Source organism: Streptomyces sp. NPDC051555 (assembly GCF_044454405.1).
In the GTDB taxonomy this organism is placed as follows: Bacteria; Actinomycetota; Actinomycetes; order Streptomycetales; family Streptomycetaceae; genus Streptomyces.
This window is the reverse complement of sequence record NZ_JBITDP010000005.1, coordinates 293,401-311,705: the sequence shown is the minus strand read 5'-3', so window position 1 is coordinate 311,705 and position 18,305 is coordinate 293,401. Positions and strand designations below refer to the sequence as shown.

Sequence of the window (18,305 nt, the reverse complement as noted above, 5' to 3'; positions counted from 1 at the left end):
CATCCCCTCCCTGCCCGCGGATTCTGTGAATCCGTGTGAGGCCGAGGTCTGTCTGAATGCCGGTCGGGGCACACCGTCACCTACCGAAATACGGTTCCCCTTGCCCTTTTCCCTCCACGAGGGCGACGCGCTCAGCGTGCTCGCCACTCTCCCCGATGCCTGCGTCGACTCCGTCATCACCGACCCGCCGTACAACAGCGGTGGCCGGACGGCGAAGGAGAGGACCACGCGCACCGCGCGGCAGAAGTACACGTCCAACGATGCCGGCCACACCCTGCCGGACTTCACCGGCGAGAACATGGACCAACGGAGCTACGGCTTCTGGCTGACGCAGATCATGACCGAGGCGCACCGCCTGACGAAGCCCACGGGTACCGCGCTGCTGTTCACCGACTGGCGACAGCTGCCGGTGACCACCGATGCGATCCAGGCGGCCGGATGGCTCTGGCGCGGCATCCTGACCTGGCACAAGCCGCAGGCCAGGCCCCAGAAGGGCCGCTTCCGCCAGGACTGCGAATACATCGTGTGGGCGTCCAAGGGGCCGATGGACAACTCCCGGGCCATCTACCTCCCCGGCCTGTACAGCGCCTCGCAGCCCTCCGGCGCAGAGCGCAAACACATCACGCAGAAGCCCGTCTCGGTGATGCGTGAGCTGGTGAAGATCTGCCCGGAGCAGGGCACGGTCCTCGACTTCTGCACCGGATCCGGGTCCACCGGCGTGGCCGCGCTCCTGGAGGGCCGCTCCTTCATCGGCGTCGAGAAGACCCCCGAGTACAGCAAGATCGCCGCCGACCGGCTCACGGAAACGCTGACGCAGACCCTCACGCAGGGCGACTGCACGCTGGCGGCCTGACAGTCGACGGGCTGGTGGCGGATCAGCGCCGCCGCCAGCCCGTCGGCTCCCTATCAGCACTTCCGTGAATTCGGAATTCACGGATTCTCCGCATCGTTGAACGCACCTTCCCTACGCGCCCCGTGCGACTTCAAAGGAGTTTCCCGTGCCCGAATCCATAGACCCCCACGACGAGGGACAGCTGGAGCCGATCCGAATGGCCGATGGCGACCTGGAGGACCTGGAAGCCTCGGTTCGCAAGCTGATGGAGCAGTCGGCCGACCAGGCCCGGCTCCTCGACAGCCTCGCCGCCGACCCCATGCCGGCCTCGCCCTTCGCCGGGTTCCCGGCGATGCCGGCCAGATCCAGCATGCCGATGATGCCGCCCCCGCCGCCGGAGCCCCGGTTCATCCTCACCCTCGACGGCGAGGACTTCGACACCGAGCTGGACGGCCTGACTGACTGGGTGCAGCGCATCTTCCTCGGCGTGTACGGCTCGGAGATCACCACCGCCACGCCCTGGTGCCACGAGTGGCAGGAACACCTGGACGTGGTGGGCTGGCTGCACGCGCTGTGGCTGGCCTGGGGCCAGCACATGGACCCCGAGGCCGGGCCCTCCGGCCCCGCCGTGTGGCACCGGGACTTCCTCACCCACACCGTCGCGGCGGTCCGCGCCCCCGGCGGCCCGCTCTCGGCATGCACCACCGACCCTGAACGGCGCTCCCACCGGCTTCTGCCGCGCCCCGACGCACCGATCCAGCCGACCTCGGTGGACGGACGCGCCTTCCCCGGCGAGACGGAATGAACACCGCCCCCCAGTACGGGCTGTCGTTCGACCCTCGCGCCCTGAACGACCTTCTGGCCGCTCCTGGCGACATCAGAGACCTGGCCCTGGCCCACCTCCAAGACGCGGTCACCGGCGTACGCCAGGGCGCCAAACTCACCGGCGACCTGTCTGGATTCCGGAAGAGCTACGTCGACCACCGTGCCGAATGGCGGATGGTCTACGCCCTGCGCGCCGCCCCGGCCGGTGCCACGCACCCCACCGAGGTCTACGTCGTGGCCATCCGCCCACGCGATGGCTACGACGTGTACGACACCGTGGCAGCCCGCCTCGGCCGGGAACGCCGCCCCTTGAGCGCCCTTGCCCACGCGGCCCGCTCCCGCTCCCCGCACACGACCGTGCACGCCGCGAGCTCGCTGCCCGTACCCGCGACGCGGCCCGGTATCCCTCAACCCGCCCCGATCGTCCCGCCCACGAGAGGCATCTCCCGTTGACCGTCCCCTCCCAGCACGACCTCCTGACCCCCGTCATCGACGGAATCATCGAAGGTCTCCTCGACATCCTCGACGAGGAGCGATACGAGCGAGAGGCCTGCTGTGCCGACCGCCCGGAGGCCGCCCCCAGCAGCAGCCTGTACTCCGGCTGCGCCCGCGGTTCCGGCACTGCGGCACCCCTTCCGTCCGGCTGCGCCTGCCGAACCACGCTCCTGGAGCTGCTGGACGTGTTCCGGTCCACGGAGCCCCCGACGGGCGCCGCAGCCCCGTCCCGGTGCTGCTCGGACCAGACGGTGAGCCGCTCCAGTAGTGCAGCCGAGAGCGCCGGCGCTACGACCTCTTCGCGTCTGGTCGTGGAATGCCTCAACGCCTTCGGCCGACGGGGCAACCCGCAGGCCATGGCCTCCATGGACCTGGTCGCCGAGCTGACGGGCGTACCGGGCGTGGCAGGCAAGGGCTGGAGGTACGCCGACATCACTCCCGTGCGCCTGGCGAAGCTGCTGGCCCCGTACGACATCCATCCGCGGAACACGGATCTCTCCGACGGCCGGCGGCGCAAGGCCTACTCGCGGCGTGCCCTCGCACGGGCTCTGCACAGCCAGCCGCTCTGAGCGCCGCGTTCGCCACCTGCTCGGTCCACCGGGCTGGCCCCGAAGACTGGGACGCGGTCAACGCCTTCCTCCTGCGGTGCAGCGAGCAGTCGATGCACCGCAGGTGGGGGCGGCTCCGGATCCGCCGACCGGACTTCGAGCGCCTGCTGCGCGCCTCGGACCACTGGACCGCCAGCGCGCCCGGCGACGGGGTGATCGCCCTGGTCTCCATCGGACGCCTCCAGCACAGCCCCGGCGTCGTCGACCTCGGCGTACAAGTCGCCGACCACCTCCACCGCCGCAGTATCGGCATGGGGATGGTCCGCTTTGCCGCCCGGCATGCGCTGGCCGGCGGAGCCCACACCCTGAGCGTCTACACCGGGCAGGACAACGCCCCCATGCTGGGCCTCCTTCGCCGCCTGGGTCCTGCCTCCACGGTGCGCGACGGCGGCCACACCGAACTCCGGCTGTCGCTGTCCGAGGTCACCAGCCACTCCAGTCCCCCCTTCGACGAGGACTTCCATGACCCCAGCCACACGGCTCGGCGTCCGCAAGGCCCTGACCGGTCTTGATGACCGCATCGAAGCCGCGACCGGAACCACGGTCGACGCACTGTGGGAACACCACGACCGCGGCCTGCTCGACGAGCCGATTGCGCACCTGGTGCGGGCGCACCGCGCCTTGGCCAAGGCGCACACCGACCTTGCCTTCCACCGGACCCTCCTTCAGCGCCTGGCCAGCGGCGAGTTCGAACTCGATGCCGCCCTGCTGGCCCGAGTCGACCGGGTGGTCGGCCAGATCAAGGAGGCCGTGGCCGTCCGGGACACCCTGCACGCCGAGGCCGTCACAGCCCTGGAGCCGGTCGAACGAAACGCCCCAACGGCACGTCCCGACGGACTCCCCGACGTGTCCGCTCCGGACTGCGCCGCCCTGCTGGCCATCGCCCGCGGCGCCAAGCTCCACCAGCACCTGCTGACCGGCCGCCTGTCCGTCGCCACGGAATCCGGCACCAGGATCACGCAGTACGTCCTCGAGCGGCTCGAACGGGCCGACCTTGTCGTCCGCGACACCTCGCACTCCCTCCACGCCGGCCAGCCCGTCCTACTCACCGAGACCGGCCGCGCCGTACTCGCGGGAGCCCGTCCATCGCGCTCAGCACCGACCGGCTCGTCCTACGTCGCGGCGGCGGAAGTCCGCAGGAACCGCCAGCTGCGATAGCCAATCCGAGAGAGATCCGATTCAGTGTCACCATCCAAGGACAGCCCAGACTTTCGGCTCGGCGGCTACGAAGCGGCCAGCGACGAGGTCGAGGAACACTTCTACGGCCGCATCGAGGCCGACGAGGACATGCTGACGACGCTGGCCGAACATCACTCGGCCGACGCCCGCCACAGCTTCCACGTCCTGCACGATGGGACCGCCACCTGGGGGATTCCCGGCGAGCCGCAGATCATCGCCCTGCACATCGCCCGCGACCCCGGGGAGAGAACCTTCACGTTCGAGCACGCCATGCTGCCTCTGTCGGCCATGGCCCAGTCCTGGCTCGTGTCCCGGGGCTGCCCGCGCGAAGGGATCCGCCTGCCGCCGGGCATGGGGACCGCGCCCGCCAACGAGGCGACCACTGCGCTGCAGGAGCGACTCGTCGGCGACGGCCATCGCTTCGCCCTTATCGACAGCTACACCAACGACGGCTCGAAGCGGCCCCAGATCACGGTTTTGCTTCGAGCCCTCGACGACAAGGACGCCCACCCCTTCCGGGTTCTGGTGGAAGAGGCAGACCTCACGCAGTTCACCCACACCTTGCGCGAAGCTGGATTCCCCACCTATGACGCCGCCGAGTCGTATTTCAACGACCCGGACGGTGTTCGGCAGAAGCCGCCAACAACGCCGGCACCCCAACGTGCCGTTCCCGCGCGACCTGCCAGCGGAGCAGCTCCCCGCCGCCGTTGACCCTCCGGCTTCCAGCGCAGTGGGCGGACCCGGGCAAGGCCTTTTACCAGCGGATCCGTGAATTCGGAATTCACGGATTCTGCGGATTCTGGAACCAGCACTTCGCGCTGTGCGCGCCAGATGTGCGGCCACCCCGCCCACCTTGTACGAGAGGAGTCTTCTGTGCCCGACGGCGAGCAGGATGTGCTGGAGTTCTTCGCCCAGAGCATCGAAACGACGTTCCAGCGGACGCTGCCGGACCTCGCCCGCGACCACGACCAGGGCCAGTCCCGTCCGGGAGCTGTGGAAGCGCTCCGCTGGTACGGACGGCTCGCCGCCGCGCAGGACAGGCTGAGCCAGGCCGAGCACGACCTCGTCGTGGCCCTCGGCGCCGAGCCCGGGGAACTCACCCCCCGGCAGTGGGAGTTCGCCCACCGCGTGAACACCGGAGTCGTGGAACGCGACGTTCCCGCCGTCATCCTGAAGGCGCTGCTCGACACTGTCATGGCGGACACGCCCGAGCGTGGCCCCCGGCCGAACATGGTGGCCTTGCGCCGGGTTCAGGCTTCCTCCGTATCGGCGGCACAACCGCCCATTGTCGGCAGTGGAGTTCATGGGCGGGCTCGATGAAGCCGAGTACACAGGACCAGGCGATCGAGGCGGCCTTCGGACACCCGGTCGGCCTCCTGCACCGGCGCGCCACATCAGGCCTTGCGGGGCCCGCCTTGCACCGCGTGATGGAACTCAGGGCCTTCCTCGCCGTCGCCGAAGAACATCTCGTTCGGATCCGTGACCGCGTGCACCAGTCCACCGCTCCGCAACGGGACCTCGGGGAGCTGAACCCGGATGACCTGCGGATGGACGCCCAGTGGCTGGACGCCGCAGTGGACGCGCGGGAGGGACTGCTGTCCGCGCTCACCAACATCCTCACCTCCATGCCGGCAGCCGGACCCGATCGGCAGCGCCTCCGGCCACCGCCCCCGACGGTCCGGCCCGCCCCAGTTGCCGCTCCGGCGCCGGCCCGTCACCCGTGAAGGAGAAGCACTGCCCCACGACACATCCGACGCCCTCCGTGACCGCATCGAATCCCTCTTCGGTAGTCCCCTGAGCGACCTTGTGCGCCATGCCGAAGGGGCCTCCACCACAACTCTGCTTGGCGCCCTCCTCGGCATCCACGCCGACCTCGTTTTCGCCGAACGGAACATCGGCTTCCAACTGGAGCGTCTGCGCCAGTTCACTGGCGAAGGCCGAGAGATCGGGTCCTTCGCCGCCGGTCACATCCTCGACTGCGCTCAGCGGCTGAGCCAGTCCGTCACCGCCCGCGACGCTCACACCAAGGCCCTCACGGCCGCGTTGCAGGGCCTGCGCCGCAACGAACCCCCCGCCGCCACGGTGCCCGCCCCCGCCGCGCGCACCGCACCGGCCGCGCGCACTCACTGACACCGTCCCGCACCCCTGGAGAGACCTCCGTTGCCTACCACCGGCCTGCCCCGCCCCCTGACTGCCGACCTCGCCCGGGTCGGTGAAAGCCTGGAGATGCTCAGCCCGCGCTGGACGGTGTGGACGCTGATGACCCTCAGCGACCAGCCGATGCGCTACACCGAGATCAAGCCCCGCCTGGGCATGCTCCAGGACGGCCAGCTCGCCCCGCGGCTCGCCCGTCTGACCGCCGACGGCCTCGTCGAGCGCCGTCAGGAGCACGTACGCCACGTCAACTACCGCCTGTCGGCTCGTGGTCAGGCCCTCACCAGCGTGATCGCCACCCTCGCGACCTTCGGCGACAGCCACCTGGACAAGGAGACGAAGCCGAACCGGAAGACCGGTGAGCTGGAGGTCGAGCGGATACCCCCGGCACAGAACGCCGAAGACGTCCTGACCCTCATCACGCCCAAGCACGCCACCCCGCTGCTGTGGGCGCTGCGCTCCGAGGGACGCGCCTCCGGCCGGGACCTGGCCGCCATGGTGCTCCCCGGGGGGAACGCCGCCCTGCTGTACTCGCCGCTGCGCCAGCTCGTCGCCGACGGACTCGTGGAGCGGCTCGGCCACAGCGACTACCAGCTCTCCGCCCAGGGGATGGAACTCGCCCCGGTCTTCCGGTCGCTGTCCGCGTGGGGCGCTGGCCGCCGGACCCGGGCCGAGCATCCGCTGTGGGCCGAGCGGACCGCCCCCGACCCGCAGCTCCCCGATGGCCGGTGGGCTGCCAACCGTTCCCTCCCCGCTGCAGCCCCGCCGGCCACAACCGTTCGGCCGGGCAACCTGTTCTCCCACGCGCAGCCCGCCCGCCCCGCCGCGGCCAGCTCCTCGATGGGGGGCCGGGCCCGATGAGCACACCCCGACCGGCCGCCGACGCGGTCAGCGCCGCCGCGATGCTGAGCCTGCGGTGGACAACGCGCATCATCAGCGAGATCGACGACAACGGGCCCATCCCGCACCGAGCCGCTCAGGCCACCTTCCCCGATATCCCGGCAGACAGCCTGCAACACGGGCTGCGCACCCTTCGCCAGCGCGGACTCCTCCAGGTGCGCGAGCGCCGCGACGACGACAGCCCCGTCGAACTCACACAGGCCGGCCAAAACCTCGGCGACGTCTACGAAGCCTTCTCCCGCTGGGCCCGGCGGCACCACTACCCCACTGCGCAGAGCGACTTCGTCACCCGGGTCGAGGCGACCCTCTACCTGCTGCGCGACCGCCACACCGTGAGCCTGCTCGAATCCCCTTCGGCCATGCCGTACGGATACCGGGCACGGCGGGCGCTTCACGCCGGTCTCATCGGGACGGGCTCCAACGGCTGGTACACGCTCACCGAGGCCGGAGGGGAACTCGGTCAGGCGCTGGCCGTCCTCACGAACTGGGCAGCTGCCCACCCGCAGGTGGTCATGGACGCCGTGGGCCGCCGTCCGGGCAGGCCGACCACAGCGCTGCACCACGTCGCCGGCCCCGCTCTCCCGCCGGCCCATGCCAGTTCCACCCCGGCGCCGCGCTTCCCCCGGTAGTGCTTGTTCCCGCTTCGCATCGTGGGCCACTGCCTGCCCGCTGACCGCCCCCGGCCGCCGCTGACCGGGCCGCATTCCCGCTGAAAGTGATCATGACTCGTCGCAGAGCCGTCGGTGGCCGCCACGCCCGTATCCCCAACTTCGGCATCACGCGCCGTATCTACCTGCCGCGCTGCGCGGATGCCGTGTCCTTCAGCATGGCCACGTACGCCATCCCCCTGCTGGTCCTGGCCACAACGGGATCCGCCGCGCTGACCGGGATCGCCTTCACCCTGGAGTGGGTGCCCCGACTCGCCGCGTTCTCCTGGGCCGGCGCGGCCGTCGACCGGTGGGGATGCACGCGGGTCTTCCGGATGGCCGCCACCCTGCGGGCCCTGGTGCTGCTGGCCGCCGTCGCGGCGCTCACCCTGGTCGACGACGGACTGCCCGCCACCATCGCCGTGATGGGCCTGGCCGCAGTGACCGGCGTACTGACCGAATACAGCTACGTGGCGGCCGAAACCGCGGGGGCACTCGCAGGGCGCAAGGCCGGTGACAGCGAGCACAAGATCCAGTCGGCCCTCCTCGGCATCGACAACACCGCGAACCTGACCGGCTCCGCCGCCGGCGGCCTGCTCCTGCAGTACGCGGGGCGCACCGGCATGCTCCTCACGATCGCAGGGCTCTCGCTGCTGGCCGCCTCCCTCGCCCCCCGCGACCGCCTCCACCGCACCGCCGAGGTCTCCGCCTCGCCCATGCAGGGACTTAGGGTCGGCTGGGCCACCCTGCGCTCGCTTCCGGCCCTGGCCTGGCTGATCACCGGACTGACCGTCTCCAACATCTGCACTGGCACCCTCCAGGCCGCCGCCCCTGTCCTGATCGTGCAGCAGATGGGCCACACCAGCGCCTCGGTCGGACTGATCTGGTCCGCCGCCGCGGCAGCCTCCCTCCTCGCCGTCGCCGTCTGCCGCGTCGCCATCGACCGCGCCGGGCTCTGGCCCGTCGGCGCGGTCTGCGCGGCCATCGCCGCGGCAGCCGGAATCGCCGTCGCGCAGGCCGACGCCTACACCCAGCTGCTCGTCCTGGTCGCGGTCCTCATGGCCGGGGAGGGCGGCATGACCGTGGTGCTGCGCACGCTGCGCTCGAAGCTCATCCCCGCAGCCGTCTTCGGCAGCACCCTCGCCGTCACGATCCTCATCATGCTGCTGCCCTTCCCGGTGGCGGGCCTGCTCGTCGCTATGACCCCGGCCAACCTCCTCGGCCAAGTCCTCACTGTCTGCGCCGCACTGCAGGCCCTAGGCCTCGCCGTCGCGTTCTGGCAGATGCGGCGCGACCCCGCACTGGCCACTCAGGCCGCGTACACGCAGGCGGCCTGACCACCCCGGTCGCCCTCACCACACCCACTACCGCAAGGACACGTCATCGACGACCTCACCAGCCCCGACATCCTGTACGGCCACACCCCCGGCTACGTACGACCGCTGTGGATTGCCCTGCTCGGCGATCTTCCGCAGGCAGCCGCCGTGCTCGAGCGGCTCGGCTTCCAGACCATGACAGACAACGGCGGCGAGCTGTACGTCCCGCCCGCCGACGCCAGCACCGAGCGGACCACCATCATGCACCTCGCCTCGTTCGCGATCTTCTGCAGCGAGGAGTGGACCGTGATGTACACGCAGAACCACCCGGCCCTCCCCGAAGACCGCGTCCAAGCACTGCTGGGGATGCAGGCCGAAGAAGCGGGCATCGACCCCATCGAGCTCGCCACGGCACTCGTGCGACAGATGGAGCACCTGCCCGCCACCGCTCCCGCCGTCGCCCCTGCGCTCCCGGTACAGGCCGCTCCTCCTGGAGCAGTTGCCAGCCACCGCGCTGCGCACCGCTGAACCGCTCTCGAACCCCACTTTCTTGGAGCTGTATTTGACCCACCAGACTATTGGTAACCCGCGTTGTCAGAACGTGCGGAATGGATGCTCAGCGGCGGATGAGGTCTGCCGCGTATGCGGCTCCAGGGCCCTCGCTTTCGAGGCGCCAGGCGTCGGCGGTGTTCTGGTGGACACCGAGCAGGCGGCTCACGACGGCGGCTGGCAGCTCGGACGCGATGTCCATCAGGGCTGTGTTGCGGGCGAGGCGGGGCCGGACCCCTGCGGCCTTGAGGCGCTTACTCAGATGGGCAGGGCTGAGCGGTCGGCCTACGAGTCCACCGGGGAAGAGCCACTTGGACTCCTCGGCGGGCCTCGCGGCAGCGTGACCTTGACGCCGGTCGACGAGTTGGCGGATGAGGTCGTCGAGGGGAGCGGGCAGTTCGGCTGGGGTGCGTCCGAGGCGGATCGTGATCTTGTCTCCGTGGTCGACGACGTGGTCTGTGGTGAGCTGGATGATGCGGCTCGGCGGTTGGCCGAAGAGCAGCAGGAGGAGTCCTGCCGCGCGGTCTACGACGTCGAGGCTGGTGGTCTGGACGAGGTGGCGGACCATGCTCCAGCGCTGGTCCCGGGCGATCAGGTTGACCGCGGCGTTGCTGTTGAGGCTGGGAGCGTCGAGTGGTCGGGCGTGGCCGTGGCGGTGGGCCCACAGGAGGAAGGATCGAACGAGCGCACGGGCGTCGGGGCCGTCGGCGAGCCAGACGTCGAGGTGATCCTGCGTGCAGTCGCGCAGGGCGAGGTCCTGGGCTCGGAGCCATTCCAGGAGTCGTACGGCGTTGCGGATTTCGTGGCGGACGGCGTCGGCCTGGCCGTGGGTGACTTTCTTCCCGGAGGGCAGTCGGCGCAGCCGGCGCATGGGGTTCCAAGTGGTGTAGCTGCGAAGCGATTTGCGGTCTGCGGTGTTCTCGATGCGGGCGTAGGTCCGGGGCAGCCACTGTTCGAGGGCGGCGAGATGTTCGTCCCGGTCGGGCAGGGCGCCGCCGGCCATCAGGACAGCGCGCAGGGCGCTGACGACCTTCGGCGGATGGCAGAGGTCGAGGGTCTGATGGGTGACGGGCCCCTGAGCCGAGGCCAGTTCCTTCAGGATCGCGCGCAGGGCCGGTACTCCCCTGAGCCATCGCAGGACGGCGGCCGGCGGCAGGAGCCGCATGGCGTGGAGGGATGGGGTCAGGTCTTCGCGTACGGCGCCGTCGGGTCCGGTGAGCAGACTGAGCAGAGTGCGCTGGGCGGCGCAGGCGGTGCACAGGCCGTGGTGGTAGAGCCTCTCGACAGCTCCGCACGTGGTGCAGGGGCGGCGTGCTCGCGGGTGTCTCTCCCAGCAGCCCTCACAAAGGGGTTCGCCCTGCGCGGTGCGGCCGGTGACCCTGCGCGTGTGTCCGCAGGTGACGCACGGGACACGTGGGGCTCCGCAAGGCGTGCAGAGAGGGTCGCCCGCCGGGGTTCGGTAGACGGCGCGACGTTCGGTTCCGCAGCTGGTACAGATCTTGTGGGGTTGCGCCTTGGAGTGGCATGGCCCGCACCTGGGGGTTCCGGTGCTGGCGTAGTAGCACGGCCGGAGCTGTCCGCAGTTGGAGCAGGTCGCGGTGGGGCGCTGGTAGCAGCGCTGGCACAGGGCCTGGTCCCCGGTGCGCTGGACGATGGGGGCGATGTTCCCGCAGCTGGTGCAGGGCAGTTGGTTGAGGATGTCGGTCTTCCCACATGGCCCGCACAGAGGCTCGCCGTCGGCTGTCCGGGAGGCGATCCATCTCTCCCGGTGGCAGTGCGAGCACTGCTGGGTGCGGGTCGCGCGCCAGCACATGGTGCAGCAGCGCAGGTCCTGGCGCGTGTGGCTGAGCGGTACGTCGCGGAGGCAGAAGGGGCATGGCGGTATGGCCAGCGCCGAAGCTCCGCGGTCGGCGAGGGCCTTGATCAGACGGATGGTTCGTGGTGGTCCGTGGGCGCCGTCTCCGCTCAGCAGCCCGGGCACCTCCTCCAGGGCGCGAAGGAGCCGGGTCTGCCCGTTGCGGCTGCTGTCCGTGGTGCGGACGGCATTGGCGATGTCCAAGTGCGACAGGCCCGGGGCGAGGACGGAGATGCGCCTGCACAGCTCGGTCAGGACGTCGAGCCCTTCGTCCGGCGCGTGCCGCCGACACCGAGGCCGGCCGAGGTGGTCGCGGCCGGAGAAGTTCCTGCTGCCGCAGATCACGCACGGGTTGGCGACCGCGATACGGCGTGCCAGGCACGAGCCACAGATCCGCTGGTCGCCGTCCCACGCTTTGAGGGGCCGTGCGTTGCCGCAGCGGGCGCAGCACGGCAGTTTCAGGTTCACGGCACCCTGGTCGAGAAGTGCCCGGATCAGCCGTTCGACGGCCCGCGGCCCTTCGGGGCGGCCGGAGGTCAGCAGGCCGGGGTCGGCCATCAGCGCCTCGGCGAGCTCGCGCCGAGCCGGTCTGCGTTTGACCGTCGCGACGAGGACGGCCTCCACCAGCGGGGCCGCCAGGTCCGGTTCGGCCGCCAGGACGGCCTCCTCGATCACGCGTTCAGGCTCGGCGGCAACGCGGGGCAGAGGGGCAGAGGCCACGCGGTTCTCCTATTCGGGGACGATCCTGGCGCGCTTGGGCCTGAAGTCGCCTACGCCGGAAGGGCCTTGGCCGGGCTGTTCGATGGTGCCGCCCGCAGCAGCCTTGCGGCGGCCCGCCCGGGGGACGGCCACGGGCTCGATCAGCTCGGGCATCGTGCAGCCGAGGATGTCGAGCAGTGCCATGAGCGTCTTCAGGCTCAGTCGCTCGGGCCGCTCGACGACCAGGCGGTACGTTTGGCTGGGGGAGAGATCGATGCCGCGTTCAGCCAGCAGCGGGCGAAGGTCCGTGGTGGAGAACATGCCGCGGGTGGCCATGATCTCCCGCAGGTGCCAGCGGTAGTCCAGTTTGGCGGTCACGTCGACGACTCCCTACTGCCCGTTGTTCAGGGCACGGTCCAAAACCTTGCGCATCATTGTGTTCATGAAGTCCCCGCTCACGCCGGTGTAGAGGGCGGTGGTGGACGGATACCGGTGTCCGACCTGGTTCTGGACGAACGTGGGATCGGCACCGTCCTCGATCTGGTGTGTGACGTGGCTGTGCCTCAGGCAGTGCGGGACCAGCTCCTTTTCCAGCCCGAGCGCGTCACGGTAAGCGGCGAATCGCTCCTCGATCTCCCGGGGCCGCAGGCGCCCTCCACGCTCGGTCAGCCACAGAGCGGGCTTCTTCGAGGCCGAGGTGTAGCGCGAGCGGATGTTGACCACGTAGTCCTCGACCGCGTCGACGGCCCAGGGCATGACGCTGAGCACCATCCGGCGTTTGGGCGGCGTGCCTTTGGACCGTTTCCCGTACCGGACGTGGAGCGATCCGTACCGGCCGAGCTCGGGCGCTTTGGGGCTGCGGTAGAAGTCGGTGATGTCGAGCTTCGAGGTCTCGGTGCAGCGCAGGCCCCAGCCGTAGATGGCCTTGAAGACCGTCGCGTCGCGGTAGGCGGCGAGGGCTCCCTTGCGGCCGAGGCGGATCGCGCGGTCGACCTGGTCGTCGGCGTAGTCGAAGAAGAGCTGGATCTCCTCGCGGGTCATCGGCCGCCGGTCGGGGTCGCCCTCGTAGTCGACCAGGTGAGCGACGGTGTTCCACTCGTGGCAGACCTGCACCGGGTGGGTGCCGAACCGGCTCTCGCACTCCGCTGGCCACTGGTAGTGGGGCGAAGTGATGTAGTCGCAGAAAAGACGAAGTCCCGTCTGGTAGCCGCGGATTGTCGACTCCGCCCGGTGTAGTTCGGACGTCAAGTGGGTCATCCACTCATCGACATCGGCCGCCGCCCACTGCCACGGGTAGCGGTTGGTGAACTTCCCGAAGCGGCGGATGAGGTTCAGTCGCCCCCGGACGGTGTCGGGCTGCAGCTGGCGGCCTCCCCGCTGCTGCCGTTCCCACCCCTCCAGCATCGCTTCGAAGACCGCTTCCTCGGGATGCAGCAGCGAGACACCGGATAGCAGAACCAACCGGGCTGAACTCTCGCTCGCGACCGTTCCAGACACAGACCCACCCATCCACTAGGTGGGCGAATCATGCATCAAATGCAGGCTCCTCTGCAACGGTGCAGGTCAATGCCATTAACCTCCCCTGAAAGGAACGCGCACAATGTCGCAGACCACCACGTTCAACCCCTCTGAATCGTGCAACGAACGCAATTCCGCGCGGACCCCTGTCCTCCTCGTCGTTGCCCCCGGAGATTCCGTTTACCGCGGCTACTGTCTGGAACAGGTCTCCGAGGCCTACGACGTCGTCGTCATCACGCCGAGCCCGATCACCTGGGAAGACCCTTACGTCATCGACCATGAGGTCGCCGACCCGTACAACCCGGATGCCCTTCTCGCGGCCGGGCAGGCCCTGGCCGGCCGCCACACCATCGCCGGTGTCCTGACCTGGAACGAAGTCCTACTGGTCGCCACCGCTCACCTGGCCGAGGCGCTCGGCGTGAAGTCCAACTCGCCTGCGGTGATGCACAACTGCCGGGACAAGCAGGTCACGCGCACGCTCCTGGCCCGGCATGGGGTTCCCTCCGCCCGCTCCGTCCAGGTGGCCAGCCTGTTGGAGGCCGCGCTCGTAGCCGAACGGATCGGCTACCCGGTTGTTCTCAAGCCCGCCGGTCAGGCAGGCAGCGTCGGCGTCATCCGGGTCGACGCGGTCGAGGAACTCCCGCGCGCCCTGGCCTTCGCCACCGCCGGCGCGGCCCTGCACGGAGGCGAGAACACGGACGTTCTGGTCGAGGAGTACCTCGACGGCCCGGAGATCAGCGTCGAATGCGTCACCCAGAACGGCTCCACCACCGCCGTGGCCGTCACCCGCAAGCAGCTCGGCTTCGCCCCGTACTTCGAGGAGACCGGGCACACCGTGGACGGGGCCGATCCGCTCCTGGACCAGGTTGCGCCGATCGCAGCCGCAGCCATCCGGGCCCTCGGTATCGACCACGGCGTCCAGCACGTCGAAATGCGTCTGACCGCAACCGGTCCGCGCATCATCGAGGTCAACGGCAGGATCGGCGGCGACCTCATCGGCCACCTGGTCCGCCTCGCGACCGGCATCGACCTGCCCCGCGCCGCCGCCGATCTCGCCTGCGGCGCCACTCCTGACCTGAGCCCCTCCCGCATCCGCGCCGCCGGCATCACCCTGCTGTACCCGGAAGCCTCCGGCATCCTCACCCACCACGGCGTCGACGAGCAGTTCATGGACAACGCCCTGTGGCTGGAGCGCCTCCAGTGGCTCCGTAGCCCCGGCGACGAGATCGTCCTGCCGCCCGAAGGCGATGTGGACGTCGCGCGGGCCGGGCTCTACGTCGTCACCGGCTACGACGTCGCCAAGGTCGAGCAGCGACTTGCACAGACCGCTGCCCACATCACCGTCACCACGCTCGCGGCCGGCGAGCTCAGCTAGCCGCACCGTCGCCGATGCCCCAGGACCCCATGACTCATACCGACGAACCCGCGGGGGACTACTACGTCAGCCCCCGCTACCTGGCCGGATCCACCGTCGAGGGCGACCCGGGTCTCCAGCCCGCCCTCGACGCGGGGTGGAAACCGAGCTGGGACGACCACGGAAACGTCTTCCTCCCTGCTCCTGACCAGCGGGTGCGGATCGGCTACATGCCGGAGGGCGACGACGACGCCCTGTGGAAGATCAGCGCGTACGAGCACCACTTCGGTGCACCACGGTGGGCCGCCGCCTTCAACGACAAGGCCCCCACCGAATTCGTCACCGCCTTCACCAGCCAGCTCGTCGCCGCTTACCAGAGGGACGACGGCTCGGACCTGCGCAGCCCCGGCGGTGTCCGCAGTGGCTTCGGTCCGCTGATGGAAGCGGGTTGGCGAACTCACATCGTGCCTGGCCGCCTGGAGCTGACCTCGCCGGACGGACTCGCCGGAGCCTGGTTCGACCACGGCCCCCTCGACGAGGCACGCGAGCTGGTAACCAACGACACGCGCTGGGGAATGTGGGGCGGGCCGGAGCGCTCCTACTCCTCCTGGTACGCCGTCTTCAGCAGCCGTACGCCGGTGGAGCTGATAGCCGCCACCGCCACGGCCGTCGTCAACCCCGAGCCCGTACTGCGGTGGGAGGGCGAGCTGTCCCAGATGACCAAGCGGCACGCCCAGCTCACACCCGTGGTGCCGACGAAGCCGCCCACACCCACCCCCCTCGACCTCGCGCGCCTCCGCACACCCCCGACGGTGCGTCCCGCCAGCGTTCACCGCTGGTCGACCGCCACGGTTCCCGGTGCCCGACTCCCCGCTGCGGCCCGCCCCGCTGCCCGCCGCTGATCCCGCCGAACCAGGAGGCCCCACGCCCATGGCGCTGTCCCCGAACGCATTCTTCACCCAGGAACTGGCCCTCACCTTCGATAACGGTGCCGTAGTCGGCAACAGCTACTACGCAGCCCCCGTCCCGGACAGCCCGCTGCTCCTGCGGATCTCTTTCCAGTCCACCATCCGACAGGGGGAGTACGGCGGTCTGCGGCTGAGCATCGTCCACGCGGACCGCGGGCCCATCGACGAGATCACGCTCTCCTTCGCCGACCACGGCACCTTCAGCACACGGGACAGGGCCGCGGGCCGGACGGACCGATCAGACGGCTACGCCGTCTTCCGGGACTTCAACCCCCGTGCATCGGGCCCGGCGCCTTGGGCTGGCGGGGACTGGACCCGTCTGAAGGCCGCCGTCACCCGCTACGCCGATCTCTGGTTCTCCACCCGCCCCACCCCTCCTCGCACCCCCGGTACGTCGCTTGCCCGCACCACAGCGCTGCCGCTCGCCGAGAAGACCGCCGCCCCGGGCCCACCGATAGCCGAGGCCCGAGCCACCCCACCGACGAAGGGACCGGAACTGACCGACCCCATGAACCCACTGTCCTCGGACAAGCTCGTGTCCGTCCACGCCCGCTACCTCGCCGGACAAGGATCGGACCAGGTCTTCGACGGATGGCCGTTTCCTCACAACAGCGGCGAACACGACTGGTCATTCCACTGCCCGGAGGGCGGGTACCAAGTGGCAGCCAGTCCCTGCCTGAGGCTGCGTTCCGGCTTCCTCGCCGATCCCAGCGGCACAGCCGGAGACGGGATCTGGATCACCGCCGCACACCAGCAGCCCTTTGAACCGGCAGCCTGGACCGCCAAGTTCGACGCCTCCACCCCCGTCGAGATGATCTGGGACTTCCACACCGAGCTGCTTCACTTCTACCTGGACGACTCCTACAGCGACAGCGACATGCTGTTAGACGACGACACCGCGCCCGTAGCTGCGTACCTGCCACTGCTCAACGCCGGCTGGACCCACGTGATCGGCAAGAGCGGATCTCAGTACTTCCGTAGTCCAGACGGCGTCGCCCTTCTTGTACACCAATACGCCGCCTCCGACAGCAATAGGCCTGCCTGGGTGCTGGAAGCGGGAGACCCCGGCAAGCCGCTGTGGCGGGCGTCCTTCACCAGCCGCACTCCCGTCACCTACGTCGCGGCCTTCACCACCTCCCTGGTTGCCCAGGAGCCGCTCACCCGCGCTGTGGGCGAAGTCCCCTTCCCCACCAGGAATCTCGCCCGACTGTCCCCCGCGCCGGACCGCAAGCCCGGCGGCACCCTGGCCCTGCCACCGGCACCCCCGAACAGCACGGCGGCCCGCACCCGCTGACTCGCCCGACCATACGCCGGCACCCGTTCAACCAACCCACCAAGGAGCAGAACCCCGTTGTCCAGCCGATCCGCCCGCCGCAAGGCACCCACCGCTGCCATCGCCGTTGCCGCCGCCGCGACGGGAGCCCTGACCTGGGCACCCTCGGCCTCAGCCGAGGCACCCGAGCCGACCCCGTCCACCTCGGCCCCCGCGCCGCGCAGCATGCCCGAGCCGGAACCCGGCGGCGTCGAGATCCACAAGAAGGACCCCGCCGGCGCCATGCTCGAAGGCGCCCATTTCAGTCTCCTCGACACCGTGAACGGGACGAAGGCCCTCCAGGGCAAGACCGGAACCGACGGCATCCTCCGCTTCGAGAAGGTCACCCCCGGCGTCTACCGGCTCAAGGAGACCGACTCCGGCAGCGCCATCCACGACCTTGCCGAGGACCGGGACGTCATCGTCACCCCCGGCCAGGTCACCCCCGTTTCCGTCGTCGACCCCTTCAAGCCCGCGGAACTGACGGTGAAGAAAACCGACAAGACCACCGGCAAGCCGCTCGCCGGCGCCGTGATCAACATCCGGCCCTCCGGCACCGGGGGAGAAGCCGTCACCTTGACCACCGGCAAGGACGGAACCGCGAAGACCCAGCTCACCGTCACCGCCCGCTCCGGCACCGCCTACACCGCCACCGAGACCAAGGCACCCGCCGGCTACCAGCTCGACTCGAGCCCGGTCCAGGTCACCGCCAAGCCCGCCGCCGGTACGACCGCGGAGTTCACCAACACGCCCACCGCGACCACCCCGCCGACCCAGCAGCCGAGCAAGCCGCCCACGACCAAGCCCACGCCCACCCCCGACACCTCCCGACCCGCCACCCTGACCCCGGACAACACCAGCAGTACCCCCGCCCCGTCCGCCACCCCGACCAGCACGGCCACGCCCCCCGCCGGTTCGGACGGTCAGCTCGCTCGTACGGGCGCCGGCTCCACCAGCTGGCTCGCCGCGGCAGGAGGCCTCCTGATCAGCGCCGGGGGCGGCGCCATCTGGGCTGTTCGGCGCCGACGGGCCAACCAGCCGGACGACGCCTCCTGATACACGCAGCACCGCCGTGAACGGCGGGACAACCGAAT

Annotated in this window: 21 protein-coding genes; 18 read left to right on the top strand and 3 right to left on the bottom strand. The window is 70.0% G+C overall.

The features are described 5' to 3' along the window. Positions 1 to 100: 100 nt before the first annotated feature. The 14 genes from ACIBEA_RS14615 to ACIBEA_RS14550 all read left to right on the top strand — a co-directional run bounded on the left by ACIBEA_RS14615 (position 101) and on the right by ACIBEA_RS14550 (position 9,484). Positions 101 to 853: a DNA-methyltransferase gene (locus tag ACIBEA_RS14615; RefSeq protein WP_399260651.1), complete on the top strand. Its 753-nt coding sequence runs from the start codon at positions 101 to 103 to the stop codon at positions 851 to 853. 145 nt (positions 854 to 998) lie between these two features. Beyond that, complete coding sequence (locus tag ACIBEA_RS14610) at positions 999 to 1,637, top strand: DUF4913 domain-containing protein (protein ID WP_399260649.1); 639 nt, start codon at positions 999 to 1,001, stop codon at positions 1,635 to 1,637. Next, on the top strand, positions 1,634 to 2,110 hold the full coding sequence (locus ACIBEA_RS14605; protein WP_399260647.1) for a hypothetical protein: 477 nt from the start codon (positions 1,634 to 1,636) through the stop codon (positions 2,108 to 2,110). Before ACIBEA_RS14610 ends, ACIBEA_RS14605 begins: the two co-directional genes overlap by 4 nt. Next, complete coding sequence (locus ACIBEA_RS14600) at positions 2,107 to 2,721, top strand: DUF3631 domain-containing protein (RefSeq protein ID WP_399260646.1); 615 nt, start codon at positions 2,107 to 2,109, stop codon at positions 2,719 to 2,721. Before ACIBEA_RS14605 ends, ACIBEA_RS14600 begins: the two co-directional genes overlap by 4 nt. Positions 2,722 to 2,813: 92 nt before the next feature. Continuing rightward, entirely contained in the window at positions 2,814 to 3,272 is a 459-nt protein-coding gene (locus ACIBEA_RS14595) for a GNAT family N-acetyltransferase (protein WP_399260644.1), read from the top strand. After that, positions 3,223 to 3,918, top strand: a complete 696-nt coding sequence (locus tag ACIBEA_RS14590; RefSeq protein ID WP_399260642.1) for a hypothetical protein — start codon at positions 3,223 to 3,225, stop codon at positions 3,916 to 3,918. Before ACIBEA_RS14595 ends, ACIBEA_RS14590 begins: the two co-directional genes overlap by 50 nt. Positions 3,919 to 3,942: 24 nt before the next feature. Next, positions 3,943 to 4,650: a hypothetical protein gene (locus tag ACIBEA_RS14585; RefSeq protein WP_399260640.1), complete on the top strand. Its 708-nt coding sequence runs from the start codon at positions 3,943 to 3,945 to the stop codon at positions 4,648 to 4,650. Positions 4,651 to 4,812: 162 nt separating this feature from the next. Continuing rightward, on the top strand, positions 4,813 to 5,259 hold the full coding sequence (locus ACIBEA_RS14580; protein WP_399260638.1) for a hypothetical protein: 447 nt from the start codon (positions 4,813 to 4,815) through the stop codon (positions 5,257 to 5,259). Next, positions 5,256 to 5,663 (top strand): hypothetical protein, encoded by a 408-nt coding sequence (locus tag ACIBEA_RS14575; protein WP_399260636.1) that lies wholly within the window; start codon positions 5,256 to 5,258, stop codon positions 5,661 to 5,663. The genes ACIBEA_RS14580 and ACIBEA_RS14575 overlap by 4 nt, the downstream gene beginning before the upstream one ends. Positions 5,664 to 5,745: 82 nt before the next feature. After that, positions 5,746 to 6,069, top strand: a complete 324-nt coding sequence (locus ACIBEA_RS14570) for a hypothetical protein (protein ID WP_399260634.1) — start codon at positions 5,746 to 5,748, stop codon at positions 6,067 to 6,069. Between the two features lie 30 nt (positions 6,070 to 6,099). Continuing rightward, positions 6,100 to 6,954: a winged helix-turn-helix transcriptional regulator gene (locus tag ACIBEA_RS14565; RefSeq protein WP_399260632.1), complete on the top strand. Its 855-nt coding sequence runs from the start codon at positions 6,100 to 6,102 to the stop codon at positions 6,952 to 6,954. Continuing rightward, positions 6,951 to 7,622 carry a winged helix-turn-helix transcriptional regulator gene (locus ACIBEA_RS14560; protein ID WP_399260630.1) on the top strand — a complete coding sequence of 224 codons (672 nt, stop codon included), beginning with the start codon at positions 6,951 to 6,953 and terminating at the stop codon, positions 7,620 to 7,622. The genes ACIBEA_RS14565 and ACIBEA_RS14560 overlap by 4 nt, the downstream gene beginning before the upstream one ends. A 92-nt stretch (positions 7,623 to 7,714) precedes the next feature. Then, the gene (locus ACIBEA_RS14555) at positions 7,715 to 8,977 is read left to right on the top strand and encodes an MFS transporter (protein ID WP_399260628.1); all 1,263 of its coding nucleotides are present in this window, start codon (positions 7,715 to 7,717) and stop codon (positions 8,975 to 8,977) included. 174 nt (positions 8,978 to 9,151) lie between these two features. Beyond that, the gene (locus ACIBEA_RS14550; RefSeq protein ID WP_399260627.1) at positions 9,152 to 9,484 is read left to right on the top strand and encodes a hypothetical protein; all 333 of its coding nucleotides are present in this window, start codon (positions 9,152 to 9,154) and stop codon (positions 9,482 to 9,484) included. A gap of 88 nt (positions 9,485 to 9,572) precedes the next feature. Here ACIBEA_RS14550 and ACIBEA_RS14545 read toward each other — a convergent pair whose 3' ends face one another. From ACIBEA_RS14545 to ACIBEA_RS14535, 3 genes are read right to left on the bottom strand one after another with little or no spacing between them, the layout of a single operon-like run. Next, on the bottom strand, positions 9,573 to 12,080 hold the full coding sequence (locus tag ACIBEA_RS14545; protein WP_399260625.1) for a hypothetical protein: 2,508 nt from the start codon (positions 12,078 to 12,080) through the stop codon (positions 9,573 to 9,575). Positions 12,081 to 12,089: 9 nt separating this feature from the next. After that, a complete protein-coding gene (locus ACIBEA_RS14540; RefSeq protein ID WP_399260623.1) occupies positions 12,090 to 12,437 on the bottom strand; it encodes a helix-turn-helix domain-containing protein in 348 nt (115 codons plus the stop codon). Positions 12,438 to 12,449: 12 nt separating this feature from the next. Then, positions 12,450 to 13,556: a tyrosine-type recombinase/integrase gene (locus tag ACIBEA_RS14535; protein WP_399260621.1), complete on the bottom strand. Its 1,107-nt coding sequence runs from the start codon at positions 13,554 to 13,556 to the stop codon at positions 12,450 to 12,452. 103 nt (positions 13,557 to 13,659) lie between these two features. On the opposite strand from ACIBEA_RS14535, the gene ACIBEA_RS14530 reads away from it, so the two are divergent. From ACIBEA_RS14530 to ACIBEA_RS14515, 4 genes are read left to right on the top strand one after another with little or no spacing between them, the layout of a single operon-like run. Further along, positions 13,660 to 14,952 (top strand): acetyl-CoA carboxylase biotin carboxylase subunit family protein, encoded by a 1,293-nt coding sequence (locus ACIBEA_RS14530; protein WP_399260620.1) that lies wholly within the window; start codon positions 13,660 to 13,662, stop codon positions 14,950 to 14,952. A 29-nt stretch (positions 14,953 to 14,981) separates the two neighbouring features. Then, entirely contained in the window at positions 14,982 to 15,833 is an 852-nt protein-coding gene (locus ACIBEA_RS14525) for a DUF317 domain-containing protein (RefSeq protein ID WP_399260618.1), read from the top strand. 28 nt (positions 15,834 to 15,861) lie between these two features. After that, on the top strand, positions 15,862 to 17,193 hold the full coding sequence (locus tag ACIBEA_RS14520) for a DUF317 domain-containing protein (protein ID WP_399260616.1): 1,332 nt from the start codon (positions 15,862 to 15,864) through the stop codon (positions 17,191 to 17,193). Positions 17,194 to 17,250: 57 nt separating this feature from the next. Continuing rightward, complete coding sequence (locus tag ACIBEA_RS14515) at positions 17,251 to 18,267, top strand: SpaA isopeptide-forming pilin-related protein (protein ID WP_399260615.1); 1,017 nt, start codon at positions 17,251 to 17,253, stop codon at positions 18,265 to 18,267. Positions 18,268 to 18,305: the final 38 nt, after the last annotated feature.